We start from the raw sequence: 20,714 nt of genomic DNA, 5'->3' as shown, positions 1-20,714 counted from the left end.
GCACTCACATCGGATACACCGAGTGCTTGCGCGGGTTGAACTCCCGTGCCACCGGCGGTTTGTCGCGCAACAGGCGGAGTGCGTGGCGGATCTCGAGCCGGGTACGCGCCGGTTCGATGACGGCATCGATATAGCCGCGTTCGGCCGCGATCCAGGGCGTGGCGACCGTCTCGTTGTACTGGTTGATCATGAATTCCCGTGCGGCGGCCCGATGTTCCTCGGGGACCGCCGCCAGCTGCCGCTTACCGATCAGGTCGACCGCGCTCTCGGCGCCGATCACCGCGATCCGCGCCGTCGGCCACGCGAAACTCACGTCGGCGCCCACCTGACGCGCCGCCATCATCCCGTAGGCACCGCCGTAGGACTTGCGCACCACGAGATTGATGATCGGCACGGTGGCCTCGATGATCGCCCTCGGCACCCGCCCACCACGGATGATCACGCCCGCCGCTTCCTGATCGAGCCCCGGCAGCACACCGGGTGTGTCGACGACGAACACCAGCGGGATATTGAACGCGTCGCAGAGCCGGATGAAGTAGGTCGATTTGTCCGAGCACGCCGCGTCGATCGAACCACCGAGCACGAGCGGCTGATTGGCGATCACGCCGACCGGATACCCGTCCACCCGCGCGAAGCCGGTGATCAGGTTGGGGGCGAAAGCCGCACGGATCTCATGGAATTCGCCGTCGTCGAAAATCCGCAGCAGGATCTCGTGCATGTCGTAGCCGGTGCGATCGGAGTCGGGAATGATGGTGTCGAGCTCGCGGTCCGAGCCCGTGATCTCCGGCTCCAGACCGGGATTCACAATCGGTGGCTGCTCGAGACAACTCGACGGCATGTAGCTGAGGTAGGCCCGCGCCCAGGCGTAGGCATCCGCCTCGGTCTTCGCCACGTGATGCAGCGTGCCACGCTCGGCCTGCACCGCGGCCCCACCGAGGTCTTCGGCGCTGATGTCCTCACCGTTGACGGCTTTGATCACCTCCGGCCCGGTGACGAACATGTACGAATCCTCGGTCCCGATCAGCACATCGGTATTGATCGGCCCGTACACCGACCCCGCCGCGCACTTGCCGAGAATGATCGACACCTGCGGCACATACCCCGACAGCTTCTCCAGTACCCGGGAGATGTCACCGAACGACGCGATCGACCCCACCGCGTCCTGAATCCGCGCACCGCCGGAGTCGTTGATCGTCACCACGGGGCAGCCGGAATCGAACGCCAGCTTCAGCGCCCGCATGAACTTGCGCGCCGACACCACACCCACCGATCCGCCGTACACCGTCTGGTCGTGCGCGATCACCACCACCGGCCTCCCGTCGATCAGGCCCCGCCCGGTGACCAGGCCGTCGCCGTAGAGCGCGTCGGGCTGGTCGGGCTGGCGCGCCAAGGCGCCCACCTCGATGAACGTCCCGGGATCGAGCAGCATGTTCAGCCGCTCCCGCACGCTCGGCACGCCCTTCTTCGCCCGCTTCGCGACGCCGGCCGCACCCGCGGGTTCCGCGGCGATCGCCAGGATCTTGACCAACTCGTCGAGCTTCGCCTGCGTAGTCGCCACGCTCGCTGCCACCTTCCAACCACCTGTAGTACTCCGGGCGAACCTAGGCCCAATCGCGCGCGCACACGACGCCTGTGTGCGGTATGTGGACAGGTCACAGTGATCGGTGGCGATCCCCCGTGGTTCCGACAACCTCGTTGTGGTCCGCGCCGAACCTCCGGGTCCATACCTGATCGCGCGGCGCAAGGCGATATGACGACCGCGTCGAATTGTTGTGGATTTCTCCGAGAATGGCGCGGCGAACCAAATGGAAACGTCAAAAGCCGCCTCAGGCACACGAATTCGGGATTGCCGTCGTGATCTGATCGAGATGTCCCGAGCATGGGATGTTCACCGAACGCGAGGAAGTACGTATGAACTCCAGAATTGCCCGCCCGATTGCCGTTGCCGCCCTTGCCCTCTCGGCTGCCGCGCTCAGCACCGGCACCGCGGCCGCGGCCGCACCCGTCGCCGGGTCGGTCGAGGTGTGCGCGCCCCTCCCGCTGGGCCCGCTCGAGCTGAGCCTGTGCCTCTGACCGGCTAGATCGGTGCGGTGAGCTGGTGTGGGCGGGCGTCGGGGCCGCCCACACCGGCGTGTATCCGGTACTCGTCGTAACCCTAATCATCCCTCTATTCTCTTGACCTTTGTCACAAGCGAAGCCCGGACGTGACAATGGCCTACGCGGTAGTTTGGTCACTTGCCCAGCGATCTGGGTGGGAAGGATTCATCATGGCTGTCACAACTTCCATCGAACCGTTCTTGACCGCTTCGGGCCGCCCGGTGTCAACCCCGTTGAAAGACGTGCGCACAATCTCGCGCCAGATGGTGGTGCATTTCATCGAAAACGTCGTCCCCTGCGCGACGCTGCCGGGCGAAGCGCTCGACGGCGACGTCACCACCGTCACCAGGGTCTGTCTGGAGCTCACCCGAAGCATGCTCGACGGTCGCGACCTCCCCGGCCGGGTGGAGCGCGTGCAGGCCGCCGCCGCCGACTGGGCGCGCGAGGGCATCCCGATCGACACCATCCACCACGCCGTCCACGAAGGCTTCAAACTCGGCTTCGACCTGGTGATCACCAATGTCACCAACCACGACTACGACACCGTGGTCGGCGTGGCCCGGCGCCTGATGGACGCCCAGGACATGATCACCTCCGCCGTCTCCGCGGCCTACGTGCGCGAGCTTCGCGCCGTGGTCAGCGAGCACCACACCGCCGTACACACCCTCACCTCCGCGCTGCTCGGCGGCCAGAACACCTCGACGATGGCCCGCGAATGCGGCATCGAGGTCGCCGCCGAATACCACGTGATGGCCCTGGAGCTGCCGCCACACCCGGAGGAATCCGAACCCGGCCTGAACGCGAAAGTCGTTGCGCGGCGCAAGTTGCGGCGCGTGCAGGCCGAACTCGCCAACCGCTGCGACGGCAAGGTGCTGTCGCTGCTCAGCGTCGACGGCGGCACCCTGCTGCTGCCCGCCACCGAGTTCACCGAGCCCGAACTCGACGAGCTGATCGTGCACCTGTCCACCGCCGCCCAGGTGCCGGTGCGCGCCGTGGTGATGTCGGCCGCGCCGAGTGAGATCCCGCGCGCCGCGGAACAAGTCCACGAACTCGTCGAAATCGTGCACCGCCTCGGCGGCCCGAGCAAGGTCTACCGCCCGCACGAACTGGCCTTCGAATACCAGCTCACCCGACCGGGGCCCGCCCGCGACTACCTGAGTTCGGTCGTCGATTCCCTCGAAGCGCATCCGGAACTCATGCAGACCCTCGAGGTCTACATGTCCACCAATATGCAGCGCTCACGCACGGCCCGGAAGATGTTCATCCACACCAATACGGTCGACTACCGGCTCAAGCGGATCAGCCAGATGACCGGATTCGACCTCAACGACGTCACCGGATTGTGTTACCTGCGGGCGGCCCTGCTCATCCGCGCGCATCGCGGAACGGCGTCGAGCGATATCTCCCCGGATCGGGGCTCACGCGCCGGCTGAGGACCGTAGCGAACGCGGGGTGCCCCCATTTCTGGGGTCTGGCCGGGCTTTCCTACGAACGGGATCGTTCTTCGATAAGGGTGCACTGTCGCGGCGCGGAGCCTCACCGGGCGGACAGCGAGCGTGGGCACCTGTCCGAGCACCCGTGATCGCTCTCGATCACCGGTTCGGCGATCGAGAGGAACCCCCGTTGTCCAGACTCCGGCTCGTGATCCTGACCCTTGTCACCGTTCTTGTCGCCCTGACACCCTCGTTCATCCCTGCTCCCGCACAGGCTGCGGCCACGGTGCGGTGGGAGGCGCGGGTCAGCGACCGCATCCTCGATATCGGGATCTCCTCGCCGAACCTCGAGGGTCCCGACTGGGCGGTGAAGGTGGTGCGGTTGCTGCTGCCACCCGGCTGGTCGAAGGACGCCGCCCGCACCTGGCCCACGATCTGGGTTCTGCACGGTGGGTTCGACGATCACAAGTCCTGGACCGACAAGGGCAATCTCGAGGCACTCACCGCGAACACCGACGCCATCTACGTGCTCCCCGAAACCAGTTGGTGCAGTGCGTATTCCGACTGGTGGAACTACGGTTCCTACGGCGCGCCCGCCTGGGAGAAGTACCTGATGGGCGACGTGCGGACCCTACTGGAATCGACCTACCGCGCGAACACCACCCGCGCCATCGCGGGCAACTCGATGGGCGGTCTCGGCGCGATGAAATTCGCTGCGGAGTACCAGGGCTGGTTCCGTTCGGCGGCCAGTTTCAGCGGCAACGTCGACCCGCTGCACGACTCGGGCGCTCCTGGCGAACCGGACAAGCCGGGTCAGGGATGCGCAGCGGACTGGAAACGCGTCTGGGGTGACTACACGGCCCAGCGCCACATCTGGGAGCAGAACAACCCCTACACCCAGGCAGGCAAGCTGACCGGTATCCCCCTGTTCGTCAGCTATGGCAAGAACGGGCTCGTGGAATCCGCTGTCTACGAGCAGAACTCGCGTTTTGTCGCCAAACTGGAGAACACGCCCGGCGTGGACGTCGGGGAACGCTATGACGCAGGGGCCGGACATGACTGGCCGGCCTGGTCGTCGGCGATGTCCTGGGCGCTGCCGGATCTGTTGCGATCTGTGGGCGTCGGCTGATCGGTGCCGGACCGGCGGCTGAGGGAGAAACATCATGCACTTCGTCCCGGCGCTGTTGCTGGCGATCATCGGCGCGTCCACGGTCGGGTCGGCGCCGATGGCGGGTGTTCCACTGCTCGCCCTCGCGGCGGTGATCGCGATTCACGAGCTTCGCGAATACCTGTGGACGCTCCGAGAGATCGGTCGGATTTCGCCTTCGTTGTCCCGGCGCGAGCGTCTCTGGCGCGCGGCGCGAGTGTCGGGAAAATCGGGCGGAACCGGCGGGTCGGGCGGTTCCGGCGGGCGGGGCGGAACGAGCTGCAGTGGTGGCGGTGGTGGCGGCTGCGGTGGTGGCGGGGGCGGTTGTGGGTGACGGAGCGTGCGCATGAATGTCGTGGGGAGGGAAACCTGTGTCGACGGAATGGTTGTTCGCGCTGATCCCGGGTTGCGTGGGGTCGGTCTTCTTCGTCATCGGCCTGGTCTTGATTCGCCGTACTCGAAAATTGAAGCGCTCCGGCGCGAAAGCGGTTGGCACAGTAGTCCGATTGGCGACGAGTTCGGGACAGAACGGCACCCTGTATCACCCGGTGGTCCGGTGGGTGACGGCCGATGGGCGCACCGTGGAGGAACGCGCCGTCATGGGTAAGTCGTGGATTGTGAATTTCCGGCCCGGTACCCCGGTGCTCGTTCATTACGATCCGGATCGCCCGGCGAAGATGGTCATAGAGGGCTACAGCGGCGGTTCGGAATGGTTGTTCTGCCTGCTGGGCGCGGGTGTGCTCGGTGTGACTCTCGCGGTGTGCCTGGTGGCGGCTTTTTGAGTCCGGCGACCCTTTCGATCATGGTGATCGGATAGCGGTATTTCGGAACAAAGCCGCCTGAGGGCCCGGTTGGACCGGGCATGACTCTCGGAATCGCGCTCGCCGTCGAAAACGCCACCAATTACGTCGACGACATCGTCGAGCAGGCACGCTATGTCGCCGAACAGGGTGTGCCCGCGGTGTGGTTCGGGCAGCGGATGGACTACGACTCTCCCACCCTCGCCGCGATCGTCGGGCGTGAGATACCCGCATTGCAGGTCGGTACGTCCGCTATTCCGGTGACGGGGCGGCATCCGCTGCTGATCTCCTCGCAGGCACAGACCGCCCAGGCCGCCACGCACGGCCGCTACCATCTCGGTCTCGCGGTCGGTTCCACCTTGTCGGCGAGTGCCTTCGGTCAGCCGTTCGATCGGCCCATCGCCCGGTTGCGCGAGTTCCTCACCGCGTTGCGGCAGCTTCTCGACACCGGCACCGCCGACATCCACGGAGAGCTGTTCACCACCACCCCGGCGCTACCGACCTCGGTTCCCGGCGCCGAGCGGCTTCCGGTGCTGGTGGCCGCTATGGGCCCGCAGGCGCTGCGAGTCACCGGCGAACTCGCCGACGGCACCCTGCCCTACCTTGCCGGACCCAGGACCCTGAGCGAACACATCGTTCCCGAAATCACCAGGGCGGCAACCACTCCCCCGCGTGTCGTCGCCTTCGTGCCTGCCGTCGTCACCGCCGATGTCGAGAGTGCCCGTTCCGAAGCGTTGCGGCACTTGGCCTTCTACGAGCAGATCCCGTCCTACCGCCGCGTCCTCGACCTAGAAGGTGTCGCCAGGGCGGCAGATCTCGCACTGATCGGTGATGAGGAAACCGTCGCCGCGGGCATCCGCCGCTACTTCGACGCGGGCGCCACCGAAGTCGTCCTCACCGCGACCGACCTCACCGGACAGCCCGACCACCGCCGCACCATTGCCCTACTGGGCGAACTGGCCCGGCGGTGATTCGCTGCCATCAGAACGTCATGTCTGAGGCCGCGAGTCCCGGGTAAGCGACCGGCTGAGGCGAGTCGAGAACGAGAGGAGTTCGATCTCGTGGAAGACCTGTTGCGGCCGATGCTCGTGGTGTTCGGCACGATCGCGATCACCGTGGCCGCCGGCCTGGCGATCGACCGGCTGCTGCGCTACAGCGCCCGCCGCCGTCCCGGTGTCCACCTGAATTCGGTACGCCGGGTACGGGTGCCCCTCCAATTACTGCTCGGCACACTACTTTTGCGTGCCCTCTACCCCCTGGCCGACGTGGATCCACGCCGCGACACGGTAGTCCAGAATTTCCTCGCCACCGCCGCACTGATCGCGGCGGCGTGGTTGGTGATTCGCGCCACCGACGCCGTCGCCGAGAACCTGCTGCGCCGCTATGCCCAACGCACAACCGAGGTTTCGCGGGTGCGGCAGTTGCGCACCCAGCTCGGACTGGTGCGCCGCATTATCACCTCGGTTCTTGTCGTCACGACCGCGGCGGTCGTCATCCTGCTGCTGTTCCCCAGCCTGCGCACCCTCGGCACCTCGATGCTGGCCTCTGCGGGCGTCATCGGCATCATCGCGGGCGTGGCCGCCCAATCCACCCTGAGCAACCTGATGGCCGGGTTGCAGATCGCCTTCGGCGACTCGGTCAAGATCGGCGACACGGTGGTCGTCGAAGGCGAATGGGGCGTGGTCGAGGACATCACCCTCGCCTTCCTCACCGTCCGCATCTGGGACGACCGCCGCCTGACCATGCCCGTCTCCTACTTCAACAGCAAGCCCTACGAGAACTGGTCACGCGGCGGCTCCGAAGTCACCGGCACCGTCGCCCTCCACCTCGACCACTCCACCCCCATCCCCGCCCTCCGCGAACACCTACACACCTACCTGCGCCAACGCCCCGACTGGGACGGCCGCACCTGGAGCCTGCTCGTCACCGACAGCACCCCAACCAACATCGTCGTCCGCGCCGCCATGTCCGCCGCCGACGCCGACGACGCCTGGACCCTGCGCTGCGCCGTCCGCGAAGAACTCCTCACCTGGCTCTCCGACCACCACCCCCACGCCCTCCCCAAAATCCCCACCCTCATCACCAACCCCACCGACACACCTCCCGAACCAGTCTCGACCGCATCCCGAAACGGCCATCTACCAGCCGATTAGTACTCACACGGACTGTTGCGGTAATCTTTCCGAGCACCCGGCGACGGGGGCAAGGAACGGGCTGTGGCGCAGCTTGGTAGCGCACCTGACTGGGGGTCAGGTGGTCGCAGGTTCAAATCCTGTCAGCCCGACAGGCATAAGGCCAGGTAGGAGCATGTTTCCTGCCTGGCTTTTTTGCTGTTCAGCCTGCCTCGTTGTCACGATCTGTCACAAGCGCGCCGTCGGTCGCTGCCGCATCATCCAGCGCCGCGCATTGCGAGTGTGCGTAAGTCTTCAGGGTGAATGCCGCGTCGGTATGCCCGAGCCAAGCACTGATCACCGCCAACGGCACGCGATTGAGGTGCATCAGGGTTCCGCATGTATGACGAGCGTCATGCAGTCGGATTCGCGACACCCCCGCCTTGGTGACTGCGCGATTCCAAGCGCGAGTGAGTTTGTCCGGGGACACAGCACGTCCGAGTTTGGTCAACGACGACATAGTCCGACCCCTCCCACACCTTCCCGAGTGCCAAGCGTTCGGCGGTGGTGCGCGCCTTCGCGGCTTTCAACTCGATAGCCAGCTGATCGGTCAACGGCAGAGTGCGTCGAGACGATCGCGTCTTCGGCTCGTTGTCCACCACCACACCCGTCCCGGCCATCACACGATTGTTCGAGATGGTGAGTGTCTTGGCGTTCAAGTCGATGTCCGACCAGCGCAACCCGTGATCGGTTCGGCACAGCCGACCATGTCAAGCTGGGGGAACGATGAGGTTGCAACCGGGCGCGGTAGTGGGTGGGTATCGGCTCACTGGAGTGCTCGGCGCCGGTGGCTATGGCGCCGTATATCTGGCAAAGCATCCACGCCTGGAACGTAGTGTCGCGCTAAAGGTATTGTATCCGGGATACGCAGCGGATCCGAAGGTTCGCATTGCGTTCGACCGTGAAGCCACCCTGGTCGCAGGCCTGGATCATCCCAATATCGTTTCCGTTTATGACCGTAACGATCCCGACGACGAGCACTTGTGGTTGTCGATGCGTCCCGTCATCGGCGGTGATCTCAACGTGTCGATCAATGCCGAGCCGCAGGGTCTAGATCTACCCTGAGGGGGAGCGGGCGATTCTCACTGACTTTGGGCAGCCTGCGACCTGAACTGCCTCCCTACATAGATTCGGTCATCGGCACTGCGTTAGCCAAAGACCCCTCAGAGCGTTACTCATCATGTGGTGAGTTGGCCGAAAACCTGCTCCACGCCGTCACCGCCACGACCTTCGCGCATGGGGTAGCCGTCCCACGCAATTCAGCCGAGGAGTTCTCACCCCCAGCCGCTGAATCAGGCACGGCCTACACAATGGTCAAGCGCGGCAATCTATTCAAGGATGTTGGCGAGTTCGGCAAAGCGGAGTATTGGTACCGCCGCGCAGCAGATACCGGCGATGCCAACGCGATGCGCCATCTTGGCGACGTTCCCGAGAGGCGAGGGGACATAGGCGAAGCTGAATCCTGGTACCGCCGTGCTGCTGCGTTAGAGGATATCGGCGCAATGACCAGCCTCGGTGTTGTGCTTGAATTGCTGGGCGAGTGGGACGAAGCTGAAACGTGGTACCGCAGCGCTGCGGACGTCGGCAATGCCAAAGCCATGCACTCTCTCGGAAACCTTCTCAAAAGGCGCGGTGAGCTAAGCCAAGGGGAGACTTGGTCTCGCCGTGCGATTGCTGCCGAGCACAAGGCATAGCCTCGACCGTAGCAGGCAGCATCGCACGGCAGACCAGCATCCGATTCCACATACACAGCCGGAAGCAGCGAAATACGATGGGATGCAACCAAGATGCTGCGCGCGCCAAAGTCCTGGTCTACCAGCAGTTTTGGGCAGCCCTCGCGGTCAGCCCCGACGGGGGCCGACGATGCCTGACATGCGAAAATGCCCCATGGCCCCTCCACATGCCGCACCCGTGCTCGTCATCGTTTCGGGACCGTCGGGGGCGGGGAAGTCCACGCTAGCCCACGCGCTGGCCAATCTGATCGGTGTCCCGGCGATCATCCGCGACGAGATCAAGCAGGGCATGGTCTTGGCCGCCGGGCCCCGCGACGCCGACTTTGAAGACCTCAACATCCCGGTCCTGCATGCCTTCTTCGACACCCTCACCGTGCTCGCCCGCGCCGAGGTCAGCGTTGTCGCCGAAGCGGCCTTCCAGGACCGACTCTGGCGCCCGAACTTGCTCAGGCTGAGCAAGTTCGCCGAAATCCGCATCATCCACTGCACCGCGCCACAACACGTCCTGCACGACCGCATCACCCACCGCGCCGAGTACGACCCTCACCGCCGCGCCCACAACGACGCCGACCTTATCGCCGAGATCGCCGCCGGAACCCGCACTGCCGACTCCTTCGTACCAGTAAAGATGGACGTGGCGGAAATGACCGTCGACACCACCAACGGATACCGACCAGGCCTGGACGCCATCGCGCGATTCATCACGAACAGGCTTCACGATGCCCCGACCCCGGTCGACTTGGACACAAGCACATAGCCGACCAAATGACGAACATTTGAAGAGGCGAAGCCGATGAACGAACCGCAAATTCCGCCAACCGCACGCGATGCCGACGAACAAGTACGGGAAGCTGTCGCTGCGGAGATGCGGCTACTCGACCCGGCCGTTCGACGATCACGCGAACTTGCCGAAGTGTTGCTGCATCCAGAGTTCGTGGAGGTTGGCGCATCTGGTCGGCGATGGGATCGGCACCAAATGCTCGCGGAGTTGCCCACGATGTCGGGCTCGGCGGACGACCAGCGGATCGAGGTCTCCGATGTTCGCGGTGTTCTACTGGCACCAGGTTTGGTACATCTGACCTATCAGACCAACCACGATGGGCGGCGAGTACTTCGATCTTCGTTGTGGCGCAAGGGTTTTGCCGACACAAGCTGGAGGATGTACTACCACCAGGGAACCCCTGTACCCGGTTCGACCTTTGAACAGGTGAACTTGACAGGGAAACCTGCTCGTGCCCGCACTGCCAACGCCTCAGCGGCGGACTGATCATGGCCTGGGTCGGGTTCCCCGCTGACGGGTTCGCCTGGACGGGCCCGTTGGCGAACCTCAGTGGTACGCGACCTTTCCCACCACCAAACGCGGGCTTCCGTCCCACCCGCGGTTCCACGATCCTGCACTCGACGACGGCAGCGACGACATCGGCATCACCGGAATTCGTCAGCGGGGATTCGAGTTGGTCTACCTGTCGTTCGACTAGTCTCGCTGCCTGGGGCCGACCGCGAGTCGGCCCCTTCCGACGCGCCTGCCTTGTCGGGCGACCGAAACGCTCCCGCCCCGCTGCCGATCAACGCGAATTTCCCCGCCGCAAGGTCGACAGCGGTAGTGATGGTGGTCAGAGCGCCGAGGAACACGGCTCCAAGGCCGGGAACCCGGTCGCGGCGGTGGTGGTCGCGAGGGCTGCGGGGAGCACCACCAGCCCTTGGCTTGTCGGGCGTCGAAGGGTCCGCTCGCGGGGAACAAGTCAAGAACTACGGGCCGCACAAGGCCCTCAAGGCTCATCCCCGCTCGCGCGGGGAGCACGCGCTCCCCTACCTGCTCGCACCGGCGATCCTGGGCTCATCCCCGCTCGCGCGGGGAGCACACTAATTGACCTGCGCGTTTGCAGACCAACCAGCCAAATTTCATTCACTTTCGACCGCTCCGAGGCCGAAATCACCAACACGGCAGACCAGCATCCGGTTCCACATACACACCACCTCGTCACGCGCCCTCAGCAGCCACCGTCATACCGCAGCGTCACAGCACCCTAGCCGTCCATCGAGCGGCCTGCAGGTCCACCGTCACGACACCGACCGAGCACGGGCGCAGTTGACGACTTCTCGAAAGCGCAGCCAAGCCGCGTCCGCGGTACTCGACCCAACACACATTAATCGCACAGAAATAGCTGGAAACAGCGGGAAGCAACCAGGATGCGGCGCGCCAAAGTTCTATTCTACCAGTAGTTTTGGGTACTTTCCGGTAGCTTCGAGTCTACGTGAACCGGCGCCAAGTGTTCGCAGGTTAAATTCCTGTCAGCCCAACTGCGATAAACCCCTCTGACCTCGGTTGGAGAGGTTTCGCTTTTAGGAGATTCGACGTCGGTCAAAATCCAAAGAATGCCACGTTTTTGAACTCCGTCGCCTGCCGAAGGCGCGAGACGGCGCCGAGGCGTAGCGCTCGGTGACTGCGTGATCGCCGTGATAAGGCGGCCGAGGGCATCCATTGTCGTTTGTTGGCGAACCGACCGGGTTGGTGCGGCCGGTTCGCGGGTGTGAGCACGTGGTCAGGAAATCGCTTGGCTTACGGCATTGGGCCCGTCGAACGTGCGGTCGGGCAGGTCCTGCAAAGCGTCGAGGATGTCGGAGTCCGCACCGTTGCTGCGGGCGGTGTTCACGATGCCGTCGCGATCGCAGGGGTAGTCGATGCCGGACAGGTACTTCTGGACCTGGATCGGGTTGATCTGGCTCATGCTGTGCTCCCTTCGGTTGGATAGCGGACAACGTGGGGGGCTTACCACTGCGCTCGGTTTCTAAGCAGGTGCGAAGAGGTCGATGGTTCGTAAGGCACATCGACTAGCCGACGTAGCGGCGGGCGGTCGAGTTGCGTTGGGAGGCTTCCAACAGGACGAGGCCCGCCTCGACATGGGCGGGCAGTACCTGTCGTTCGCGCAATACCCATGGCAGCCCGCGTAGGGCCGCGAATACGGCGGCGGCCGTCGTTCGGTCGGCGGGGGCCGATCTGAGGATGTCGGCGGTACGGCGGGCCGCGCTGCGGGCCGGTCGGCGCAACCACAGGGTCCACAGCGTGTTGCGGATTCCGAGCCCGCGACGGTGGGTGGCGTCGCGGGTGCGGGAGGGCTCGTGGTGGATGATCATGTCTTCCACCCAGCACATCCACCATCCGCGTGCCGCGAGATCCAACGCGAGCAGCTCTTCCTCGCCCGCGAACCACAGGCGCCGGGAAAAGCCACCCACCTCCTCGAACGCGCGTACGCGGAAGGCGGACAGGCCGGCCATCACTCCCAGGAGCGCGGGCCCGGGCAGCCAGTCGGGGCCGGAGATCGGCGAATCGCGGAATTCGGGAGTGATCGGGTCTTCGCGCAGGTCGGGTGCTACGAGACAGCGTCCTGTCACCGATCCCAGGCCGGGATACTCGTCGAGCAGATCCGCCGCGCGAGTCAGCGCACCGGGCTGCCAGCGGGTGTCGTCATCGCAGAACGCCACGTAGGGCGTTCGCACCCGTTCGACGGCGAGGTTTCGACCGAGAGCGCCCAGGTTTTCGACGGAGCGGATCAAGTGCACCTGCGGGTAGTTCGCCGCGACCGCGTCGGCCGTGCCGTCGGCGGAACCGTTGTCGACGAGGATGATCGGGGCCGCGTCGGGCAGCGCGGTCATATGCGCGAGGGTCTGCAGCAGCTGGTCACGCCGGTCACGGGTGATGATGACAACCGTCATCCGGTGTGTCGACATCGGTCAGCTCCTTGTGTGGGCGAGTTCGAGTGTCCTGGCTCGGGTTTCGATCTCCGGGGGCAGACGATGCCGCTGTGCCAACGCTTTCGGCAGCCGTTGGACGATCTCGGCGACGGTCAAGAGCGTCTGCGGCTCGCGCACGATCCGGCGAACCAGGTCGAGCGACTCCGCGGCGCACTGCCGTAGTGGTCGCCGCATCCAGGTGATCAAGGCGTTGTTGCGCTGTTCGGCCCGCCGCCGCCACGCCTGCGGGGGTCGGTGGGTGGAGGGGTGATGGTGGGCCCGCACCCTCGGCACGTAACACAGATGCCAACCGCGGGCGGCCAGATCGAGGGAGAGCAATCGTTCCTCGGCACCGAAATGCAGCAGCGGGCTGAATCCGGCGGCCTGCGCATACGCCTCTTTCCGCACGATCGCCGCACACGCCAGGAAGCCGAGGACCGACGGACCGGGAAGGTCCGGATCGTGTCCGAGCGGGCTGTCGGCCATCAGTTCGTTGACGGGATCGTCTCGATGTTCCGAGCCGACGAGGGTGCGGCCGGCGATCAGGCCAACCTGTGGATAGGAGTCCAATATCCGTTCGGCTTCGGCGAGCGCGTCGCTTGCCCACCAGGAGTCGTCGTCGCTGAAGGCGACGTACGGTGTTCGGGCGATCGCCACGCCGAGATTGCGGGCGGCCGCTCCACGATTGTCGGCCAACCGGACAACGTGTACGCCCGGGAATGTTTCGGCCGTGTCGGCGGTGTTGTCGTCGGATGCGTTGTCGAGTACGACGATCGCCGGGCGTGGACGCAGCGCGCACAACTCGGTGAGCGTTCTCGCTAATTCCGTCGCGCGATTTCGGGTGGCGATGACAACCGTGATCTTGCTCGTACTCATGACGTCCGCCCCGGCAGCAGCTCCTCGAGCGACTCCGAAATCAATGCGTCCATCGTGCAGAAATTTGCCCATCCGATGACGAATACGCACATGCCTCGACACATACCCGGTGTCCGCCTCGCCAATCAGCGAGGCACCGTGCGGTTTGATCACGCGGCGAACGGCAAGAACCACGACATGATCAGCCCGCGCAGAATTCTTCTGTGGCATGTGCACGGCTCGTGGACTACCGCCTTCGTCCAAGGGCCGCATCGCTATCTGTTACCGGTGACCGACGAGCGCGGGCCCTGGGGCCTTGGCCGTTGCGGACGCGATTGGCCGAATGCCGAAGAGGTCACCGTCGGCGCATTGCGCGACACCGAAGTGGATGTGATCGTGCTGCAGCGTCCCGAGGAGATCGACCTCGCGCACCGATGGCTCGGGCGCCGACCCGGCGTCGACATCCCTGCCGTCTATGTAGAGCACAACACTCCGCGTCCCAGCGCGGCGCTCACCGCGCATCCGGTGGCGGATCGAACCGATATACCGGTCGTGCACGTCACCCATTTCAACGAGGTGATGTGGGACAACGGCACCGCGCCCACCCGTGTCATCCCCCACGGCATCGTGGATCCCGGCGAGCTCTACACCGGCGAACTGCCCCACGGTGTCGCGCTGATCAACGAGCCGACGCGGCGCGGGCGGATCACCGGCAGCGATCTGCTGACCCGCTTCGCGCGCGAAGGTCCGGTCGATCTCTACGGGATCGGCGTGCAGGACTTCCGGCCGCAAGAGCCGACCAAGCATCCGATCAACGGGATCGCGGATCTGCGGCAGTCGGCATTGCACCCCGAGATGGCCAAGAGGCGCGTGTACCTGCACACCGCGCGGTGGACTTCGCTCGGGCTGTCGCTGCTGGAAGCCATGCACCTCGGGATGCCGGTGGTGGCGCTGGCGACCACCGAGGCGGTCAGCGCGGTACCGCCCGAGGCAGGTGCTCTCTCCACAGACGTCAGCACCCTCACCGCGAGATTTCGCGAATTGCTCCACGAACCCGATCTGGCGGTGCTCGCGGGTAAATCGGGACGGCAGTTCGCGCTGGAGCACTACGGCCTCGAGAGCTTCCTGCATCGCTGGGATCGCCTACTGGCCGAGATCACCGAATAAAGGCGGCATCCAGGTCAGGAAAGGCGGAGACATGAAGATCGCGATGGTGTCCGAACACGCCCGCCCGCTCGCCACCTTGGGTGGCGTCGATGCCGGCGGGCAGAACGTGCACGTCGCGGAGTTGTCCGCAGCCCTGTGCAGGCAGGGTCACGACGTCACGGTGTACACACGGCGCGAGAGCGCGCGGGTGCCCGACACTGTCACCACCGCACCGGGCTATCGCGTGGTGCACGTTCCGGCGGGACCCGCCCATCCCGTGCCGAAGGACGAACTTCTGCCCTATATGCCGGAATTCGGAAATTTCCTGCACGCGCGGTGGAGCGACGACTGTCCCGATGTGGTGCACGCCCATTTCTGGATGTCGGGTCTGGCCGCTCTGGCCGCGGTTCGCGACACCGATATCCCGGTGGTACAGACTTTTCACGCACTGGGTGTCGTGAAACGTCGGTATCAGGGCAACGCCGACACCAGCCCGCCCGAGCGGCTGCGTCTGGAACAGCAGGTGGCCGAGCAGGCAGACCGGATCATCGCCACCTGCACTGACGAAGTATTCGAACTCGCGCGAATGGGCGTTCCGCGCCAACGGACATCGGTGGTTCCCTGCGGCGTCGACCTCGACCAGTTCTCCCCCGAGGGGCCCAAAGCCGCGAGGACAGCTGAACACCGCCTCATCAGTGTGGGGAGACTCGTGCCGCGAAAGGGTTTCGACATCGCCGTCACCGCCCTCGCGGAGCTGGCCGAGACCGAACTGGTACTGGTCGGCGGACCGGACGGTCGACTGGCCGACGACCCGGAAGCGCAGCGACTGCTGAGGTTGGCCGACGACCTCGGCGTCGGCGACCGGCTGCACATGCTGGGCCAGGTGCCCCGAACACAGATGGCTCCCCTGTGGCGTTCAGCCGACGTCGCGGTGTGCACACCGTGGTACGAGCCGTTCGGCATCACCCCACTCGAGGCCATGGCGTGCGGTCTTCCTGTCGTGGCCGCCGCGGTCGGCGGTCTCGTCGACACTGTCGTCGAGGGCGGCACCGGCACATTGGTTCCCCCGCGTGATCCCTCCGGATCGGCAGCGGCGATCCGCGAATTGATCGACGCGCCCGTGCTCCGGCGCCGGTACGGTGCGGCCGGACACGAGCGCGTCCAGACGCGCTATTCGTGGGATCGGGTCGCGGTGGAGACGCTGCGTGCCTATCGCCGGACCGCCGGCGGACGCGTCGCCGACGAGCGAAAGCAAGCACAGTGAGTACCGCCGTGAAGCGCGCGTTGGTCACCGGCGGTTGTGGTTTCGTCGGATCCCATCTGTGCGAGCAACTACTCGCGGCGGGCACCGACGTCGTCGCCGTCGACAACTTCGCCACCTCCACTCCCGAGAATGTGGCGGGGCTACTGAATCGGCCGGGCTTCGAACTGCTCCAGCACGACGTCACCGAGCCGTTTCCCGACATCGGCTCCTTCGACGTCGTCTACCATCTCGCGTCGGCCGCCTCGCCGCCGGACTATCTGCGGCTACCGATCGAGACGCTGCGAGCCGGCTCGCTGGGCACGACCAACGCCCTGGAACTGGCCGAGCGGGATCACGCGCGTTTCGTCCTCGCGTCCACGAGCGAGGTCTACGGCGATCCCGCGGTGCATCCTCAGCCCGAGAGTTATTGGGGCAACGTCAATTCCATCGGGCTGCGCAGCGTGTACGACGAAGCCAAGCGGTACGCCGAAGCGTTGACGATGGCGTACCGACGCGAACGCGGAGTCGACACCGGCATCGCCCGGATCTTCAACACCTACGGGCCACGCATGCGCGCCGACGACGGCCGCGTGGTGCCGACGTTCATCGCGCGGGCGTTGGCGAACGCACCGCTGACCGTCGCGGGCACCGGTGAGCAGACCCGTTCGCTCTGTTACGTCGAGGACACCGTGCTCGGATTGCGCGCATTGGCCAGGTCACGTCATCCCGGCCCGATCAACATCGGTAATCCGCACGAGTTGTCGGTGCGGGCGCTCGCCGAAGAGATCCGCCTCGCCACCGACAGTACGTCGACGTTGGAATACATCGAGGAGGCGGTCGATGATCCGAAGCGGCGTTGCCCCGACATCTCGCTGGCACAAAGCGAATTGGGCTGGCAGCCGATGATCACCCGGACCGAGGGGCTGCGCCGCACGATCGAGTGGTTCGCCCGGCAGCGATGCGGCGTGGCACGGACGGGTTTAGCCCCGACTCAGCCGGGTAGCGCGTACGCAGGTAGCGGCGGGAGGCGCAACCTCCCGTCGCCTCGATGAGAAAAGGCGAGCCGTTGCGCATTCTCGGAATCAACGCAGTGTTCCACGATCCCGCCGCGGCGCTGATCGTGGACGGCGAAATCGTCTCGGCGGCGGAAGAGGAACGATTCAGCCGCCGCAAGCACGGTAAGCGACCGGTGCCGTTCTCGGCGTGGGAGCTGCCCGAGCAGTCGGCCGCGTGGTGCTTGGCGCAGGCAGGCATACGCCCCGATCAGCTCGACGCGGTGGGCTACTCCTACGATCCGGGCCTGGTCGATCATTCGCTCGGCGGTCTCGACCAGCAGAGCGAACAGACTCGAACGGATTACGCCCGCCGCGCGCCCGCCTTTCTGCGCGCCGCATTGCCCGGTCTGGATCCAGCGATCGTCCGCTTCGTCCGCCATCACGTCGCGCACGCGGCGTCGACGGCGCTGGCGGCGCCGCTGGGTGATTCGGGGGTGTTGGTCGCCGACGGACGCGGCGAGAGCACGTCCTATCTGGCCGGGGAATACCGGGACGGCAAATTCGTGGAACTGGCGTCTCAGCGACTGCCGCATTCGCTGGGGTTGATGTACGAGGATCTCACCCAGCACCTCGGATTCGAGCGTTCCAGCGACGAGTACAAGGTCATGGCCCTGGCCTCCTATGGCAAGCCGCGATTTCTCGACCAGTTCCGGGAACTGCTGTACACCACCGGCGACGGTGGATTTCGCACCGAGCCGGTGCCGTGGGAGAGTTTCGCGCCGGCCGGGCACGGCGGTGAATTCGGCAGCGAGCACGCCGACCTGACCGCGACCGTTCAGCGCCGGTTGGAGGACGTGCTGCTCGAGCTGATCACGTGGCTGCATCGGCAAACGGGTCAACGCAACCTCACGCTGGCAGGCGGTATCGCCTTGAACTGTGTGGCCAATACGCGCCTGCACGACGAAGGACCGTTCGACAACGTCTGGGTCCAGCCGGCCGCGGGCGACGCAGGCACCGCACTCGGCGCGGCATTGCAATTGGCCGCGGAGTTCGGTGAACCCGTCGCCCCGATGCGGGGTGCCGACCTGGGCCGTGAATGGAGCGACTCCGAACTCGAATCCATTCTCCGTGCGGCGAAGGTTCGATACACTCGCTCGGACGATGTGGCGGCCGATGTGGCGCAAGCCCTGGCCGACGACGGCATCGTCGCCTGGTTCCAGGGCCGTGCCGAATTCGGCCCGCGTGCGCTCGGACACCGATCGCTGCTGGCCCACCCCGGTCGGGCAGCGAACCTCGAGCGTCTCAACGATGTGAAGGGCCGCGAGCAGTTCCGGCCGGTGGCCCCGATGGTGCTCGCGGACCGGGCGCCGGAGGTCTTCTCGCGCGGGCCGCTGCCCAGTCCCTACATGTTGTTCGTCCACGATGTCGCCGCCGACTGGCGCGACCGGATTCCGGCGGTCACCCACGTCGACGGCACCGCGCGGGTGCAGACGGTCGACCCTGCCGACAATGCGCTGCTGGCCCGGATGCTCTCGGAATTCGACAGGCGCACCGGTCTGCCCGTCGTGGTCAATACGAGCCTCAATACCGCGGGCAGACCGATGGTCGATTCCCCCCGCGACGCACTCGAATGCTTCGGTTCCGCGCCGATCGACCTGCTCGCCATGGGCCCGTTCCTGGTGTGGCGCCGATGAATCCGCCCATCGACTACAGCATCGTCATACCGACGACAGGCCGCGAGAGCCTGCGGGTATTGCTGCGCGCGCTCGCTGCCGCCACCGGCCCGCGGCCCAGGGAGATCATCGTCGTCGACGATCGTCCCGACGGCGGCGAACTTCCGCTGGTGGACACCTCGCCGCAGGTGCGGGTGCTGCACTCCGGTGGTCGCGGACCGGCCGCCGCGAGAAATGTCGGCTGGCGGCACGCATCGGGAACCTGGGTGGCCTTCCTCGACGACGATGTCGTCACCACGCCGGATTGGCCCCACCGTTTGGCCGAGGACCTCGCGGGTCTCGATGAGACGACAGCCGCTTCCACCGCGCACATCGAGGTGCCGCTGCCGACCGATCGCAAACCGACCGATGAGGAACGGGGAACGGCGGGCTTGGCCGTCGCGCGCTGGATCACCGCCGACATGGCCTACCGGAGAGCAGCGCTACTCGCGGTTGACGGTTTCGACGAACGCTTTCCCCGTGCCTTTCGCGAAGACGCCGATCTGGCGATGCGGGTATGCCTGGCCGGCTACCGGATCGCCGAGGGTGAGCGGGTCACCACCCATCCGACGCGTAGGTCGGGGCCGATGGCCAGTGTTCGAGCCCAACGGGGCAACTACGACAACGCGCTGCTGCGGCGAAAGTTCGGCCCTCGGTGGCGGCAGCGGATCGGCGAAAGACCCGGCATGCTCGGCCGCCACGCGTTCACCACCGCACTGGGCGCTGCCGCCGTGAGTTCAGGCGTGGCGGGTCGTCAGCGCTCGGCGCTCGGTTTCGCGGTGGCATGGGCGGCGCTGACGACCGAATTCGCCGCGCGCCGAATCGTGCAGGGCCCTCGAACCGCAGGTGAGATCTGGCGAATGGTGGTGACCAGTGCGCTGATCCCGCCTGCCGCATGCTGGTATCGGTTCCGCGGCGAGATACGGCATCGCCACGCGACGCCCAGCTCACCGCCGACCCTGCTGTTCGACCGGGACGACACCGTCATCAGGGACGTTCCCGACCTCGCCGATCCGTCGATGGTTTCGGCGGCGGAAGAATTCACCACCGGAAGCGAGTCCGCGAACAGGAGGTAGGTCTTGAACGAGGATCATTTCGCCGTCTTGTCCAGTGCGCTGGAGCGGAACCGTTCCTTGGCACCGGGACTTCGCAGGTGGGGCCGTGAACTGGCCACGGTATTCGACAACGGTGGCAGATTGCTGGCCTGCGGCAACGGCGGCAGCGCCGCCGAAGCCCAGCATCTGACCGCGGAACTGGTCGGGCGCTTCCGCAACGAACGACGGCCGCTCTCGGCGATCGCGCTGCACGCCGACACCTCCGCGGGCACCGCGATCGTGAACGATTACGGCGAGTCCGAACTGTTCGCGCGTCAGGTCCGGGCACACGGCAGGACCGGAGACGTGCTCGTGCTGTTGTCCACCAGCGGAACCAGCCAGAACGTGGTCGCGGCGGCCAAGGCCGCGCAGGAGATAGGTGTCACCACCTGGGCGATGACCGGGCCCGCGACCAATCCCCTCGCCGCGCTCTGCGATGACGCGCTGCCGGTCGACGCGCCCAGCACGGCCACCGTGCAGGAAGTTCATCTGGTCATGGTGCACGCGTTGTGCGAGTCGCTCGACGAGGCGCTGGGAATCCCGACATGAGGACCGT

21 protein-coding genes and 1 tRNA gene are annotated in these 20,714 nt (G+C 65.7%); 17 read left to right on the top strand and 5 right to left on the bottom strand.

Going from position 1 to position 20,714, the window contains the following annotated elements; translation table 11 throughout:
• Positions 1 to 4: 4 nt before the first annotated feature.
• Complete coding sequence (locus LDL21_RS08015) at positions 5 to 1,558, bottom strand: acyl-CoA carboxylase subunit beta (RefSeq protein ID WP_181697288.1); 1,554 nt, start codon at positions 1,556 to 1,558, stop codon at positions 5 to 7.
• 353 nt (positions 1,559 to 1,911) lie between these two features.
• Between LDL21_RS08015 and LDL21_RS08010 the strand changes: the two genes are divergently transcribed.
• The 7 genes from LDL21_RS08010 to LDL21_RS07980 all read left to right on the top strand — a co-directional run bounded on the left by LDL21_RS08010 (position 1,912) and on the right by LDL21_RS07980 (position 7,761).
• Positions 1,912 to 2,073 (top strand): hypothetical protein, encoded by a 162-nt coding sequence (locus tag LDL21_RS08010; RefSeq protein WP_181697287.1) that lies wholly within the window; start codon positions 1,912 to 1,914, stop codon positions 2,071 to 2,073.
• Positions 2,074 to 2,267: 194 nt separating this feature from the next.
• Complete coding sequence (locus LDL21_RS08005) at positions 2,268 to 3,530, top strand: PucR family transcriptional regulator (RefSeq protein ID WP_181697286.1); 1,263 nt, start codon at positions 2,268 to 2,270, stop codon at positions 3,528 to 3,530.
• Positions 3,531 to 3,720: 190 nt separating this feature from the next.
• The gene (locus LDL21_RS08000; RefSeq protein WP_225279454.1) at positions 3,721 to 4,659 is read left to right on the top strand and encodes an alpha/beta hydrolase; all 939 of its coding nucleotides are present in this window, start codon (positions 3,721 to 3,723) and stop codon (positions 4,657 to 4,659) included.
• Between the two features lie 404 nt (positions 4,660 to 5,063).
• Entirely contained in the window at positions 5,064 to 5,459 is a 396-nt protein-coding gene (locus LDL21_RS07995; protein ID WP_225279453.1) for a DUF3592 domain-containing protein, read from the top strand.
• Positions 5,460 to 5,539: 80 nt separating this feature from the next.
• Positions 5,540 to 6,448 (top strand): TIGR03564 family F420-dependent LLM class oxidoreductase, encoded by a 909-nt coding sequence (locus LDL21_RS07990; protein WP_225279452.1) that lies wholly within the window; start codon positions 5,540 to 5,542, stop codon positions 6,446 to 6,448.
• Between the two features lie 90 nt (positions 6,449 to 6,538).
• Positions 6,539 to 7,630 carry a mechanosensitive ion channel family protein gene (locus tag LDL21_RS07985; protein WP_225279451.1) on the top strand — a complete coding sequence of 364 codons (1,092 nt, stop codon included), beginning with the start codon at positions 6,539 to 6,541 and terminating at the stop codon, positions 7,628 to 7,630.
• Between the two features lie 57 nt (positions 7,631 to 7,687).
• A tRNA-Pro gene (locus LDL21_RS07980) sits at positions 7,688 to 7,761 on the top strand.
• Between the two features lie 50 nt (positions 7,762 to 7,811).
• On the opposite strand, the gene LDL21_RS07975 is transcribed toward LDL21_RS07980, so the two are convergent.
• Positions 7,812 to 8,108: a tyrosine-type recombinase/integrase gene (locus LDL21_RS07975; RefSeq protein ID WP_225279450.1), complete on the bottom strand. Its 297-nt coding sequence runs from the start codon at positions 8,106 to 8,108 to the stop codon at positions 7,812 to 7,814.
• Positions 8,109 to 8,374: 266 nt separating this feature from the next.
• On the opposite strand from LDL21_RS07975, the gene LDL21_RS07970 reads away from it, so the two are divergent.
• The 4 genes from LDL21_RS07970 to LDL21_RS07955 all read left to right on the top strand — a co-directional run bounded on the left by LDL21_RS07970 (position 8,375) and on the right by LDL21_RS07955 (position 10,648).
• Positions 8,375 to 8,713 (top strand): protein kinase domain-containing protein, encoded by a 339-nt coding sequence (locus LDL21_RS07970; RefSeq protein ID WP_181697280.1) that lies wholly within the window; start codon positions 8,375 to 8,377, stop codon positions 8,711 to 8,713.
• 125 nt (positions 8,714 to 8,838) lie between these two features.
• Positions 8,839 to 9,342, top strand: coding sequence for a tetratricopeptide repeat protein (locus LDL21_RS07965; protein ID WP_225279449.1), 504 nt, complete (start codon positions 8,839 to 8,841; stop codon positions 9,340 to 9,342).
• Positions 9,343 to 9,535: 193 nt separating this feature from the next.
• Entirely contained in the window at positions 9,536 to 10,138 is a 603-nt protein-coding gene (locus LDL21_RS07960; RefSeq protein ID WP_225279448.1) for a P-loop nucleotide/nucleoside kinase family protein, read from the top strand.
• Between the two features lie 36 nt (positions 10,139 to 10,174).
• Positions 10,175 to 10,648 carry a nuclear transport factor 2 family protein gene (locus tag LDL21_RS07955; RefSeq protein ID WP_225279447.1) on the top strand — a complete coding sequence of 158 codons (474 nt, stop codon included), beginning with the start codon at positions 10,175 to 10,177 and terminating at the stop codon, positions 10,646 to 10,648.
• Between the two features lie 1,276 nt (positions 10,649 to 11,924).
• On the opposite strand, the gene LDL21_RS07950 is transcribed toward LDL21_RS07955, so the two are convergent.
• The 3 genes from LDL21_RS07950 to LDL21_RS07940 form a co-directional block, all read right to left on the bottom strand.
• The gene (locus tag LDL21_RS07950) at positions 11,925 to 12,110 is read right to left on the bottom strand and encodes a DUF2795 domain-containing protein (RefSeq protein WP_067489007.1); all 186 of its coding nucleotides are present in this window, start codon (positions 12,108 to 12,110) and stop codon (positions 11,925 to 11,927) included.
• Between the two features lie 103 nt (positions 12,111 to 12,213).
• Positions 12,214 to 13,110, bottom strand: a complete 897-nt coding sequence (locus LDL21_RS07945; protein WP_225279446.1) for a glycosyltransferase family 2 protein — start codon at positions 13,108 to 13,110, stop codon at positions 12,214 to 12,216.
• Positions 13,111 to 13,113: 3 nt separating this feature from the next.
• Positions 13,114 to 13,989: a glycosyltransferase family 2 protein gene (locus LDL21_RS07940; protein ID WP_225279445.1), complete on the bottom strand. Its 876-nt coding sequence runs from the start codon at positions 13,987 to 13,989 to the stop codon at positions 13,114 to 13,116.
• Between the two features lie 201 nt (positions 13,990 to 14,190).
• Between LDL21_RS07940 and LDL21_RS07935 the strand changes: the two genes are divergently transcribed.
• The 6 genes from LDL21_RS07935 to LDL21_RS07910 are packed head-to-tail and all read left to right on the top strand — an operon-like array spanning position 14,191 to position 20,707.
• Positions 14,191 to 15,135 (top strand): glycosyltransferase, encoded by a 945-nt coding sequence (locus LDL21_RS07935; RefSeq protein WP_372462170.1) that lies wholly within the window; start codon positions 14,191 to 14,193, stop codon positions 15,133 to 15,135.
• A 31-nt stretch (positions 15,136 to 15,166) separates the two neighbouring features.
• Positions 15,167 to 16,378, top strand: a complete 1,212-nt coding sequence (locus LDL21_RS07930; RefSeq protein ID WP_225279444.1) for a glycosyltransferase — start codon at positions 15,167 to 15,169, stop codon at positions 16,376 to 16,378.
• On the top strand, positions 16,375 to 17,409 hold the full coding sequence (locus LDL21_RS07925) for a UDP-glucuronic acid decarboxylase family protein (RefSeq protein WP_225279443.1): 1,035 nt from the start codon (positions 16,375 to 16,377) through the stop codon (positions 17,407 to 17,409). The genes LDL21_RS07930 and LDL21_RS07925 overlap by 4 nt, the downstream gene beginning before the upstream one ends.
• A 14-nt stretch (positions 17,410 to 17,423) precedes the next feature.
• Complete coding sequence (locus LDL21_RS07920; RefSeq protein ID WP_225280312.1) at positions 17,424 to 19,046, top strand: carbamoyltransferase family protein; 1,623 nt, start codon at positions 17,424 to 17,426, stop codon at positions 19,044 to 19,046.
• Positions 19,043 to 20,140, top strand: a complete 1,098-nt coding sequence (locus tag LDL21_RS07915; protein WP_225279442.1) for a glycosyltransferase family 2 protein — start codon at positions 19,043 to 19,045, stop codon at positions 20,138 to 20,140. The genes LDL21_RS07920 and LDL21_RS07915 overlap by 4 nt, the downstream gene beginning before the upstream one ends.
• 3 nt (positions 20,141 to 20,143) lie before the next feature.
• Positions 20,144 to 20,707, top strand: a complete 564-nt coding sequence (locus LDL21_RS07910) for a D-sedoheptulose-7-phosphate isomerase (protein WP_225279441.1) — start codon at positions 20,144 to 20,146, stop codon at positions 20,705 to 20,707.
• Positions 20,708 to 20,714: the final 7 nt, after the last annotated feature.

Origin of the sequence: Nocardia rosealba (genome assembly GCF_020216065.1) — a bacterium.
Lineage (GTDB): Bacteria > Actinomycetota > Actinomycetes > Mycobacteriales > Mycobacteriaceae > Nocardia > Nocardia rosealba.
Note: the sequence above shows the minus strand (reverse complement) of the source record. Positions and strands in the feature narration are given on the sequence as shown.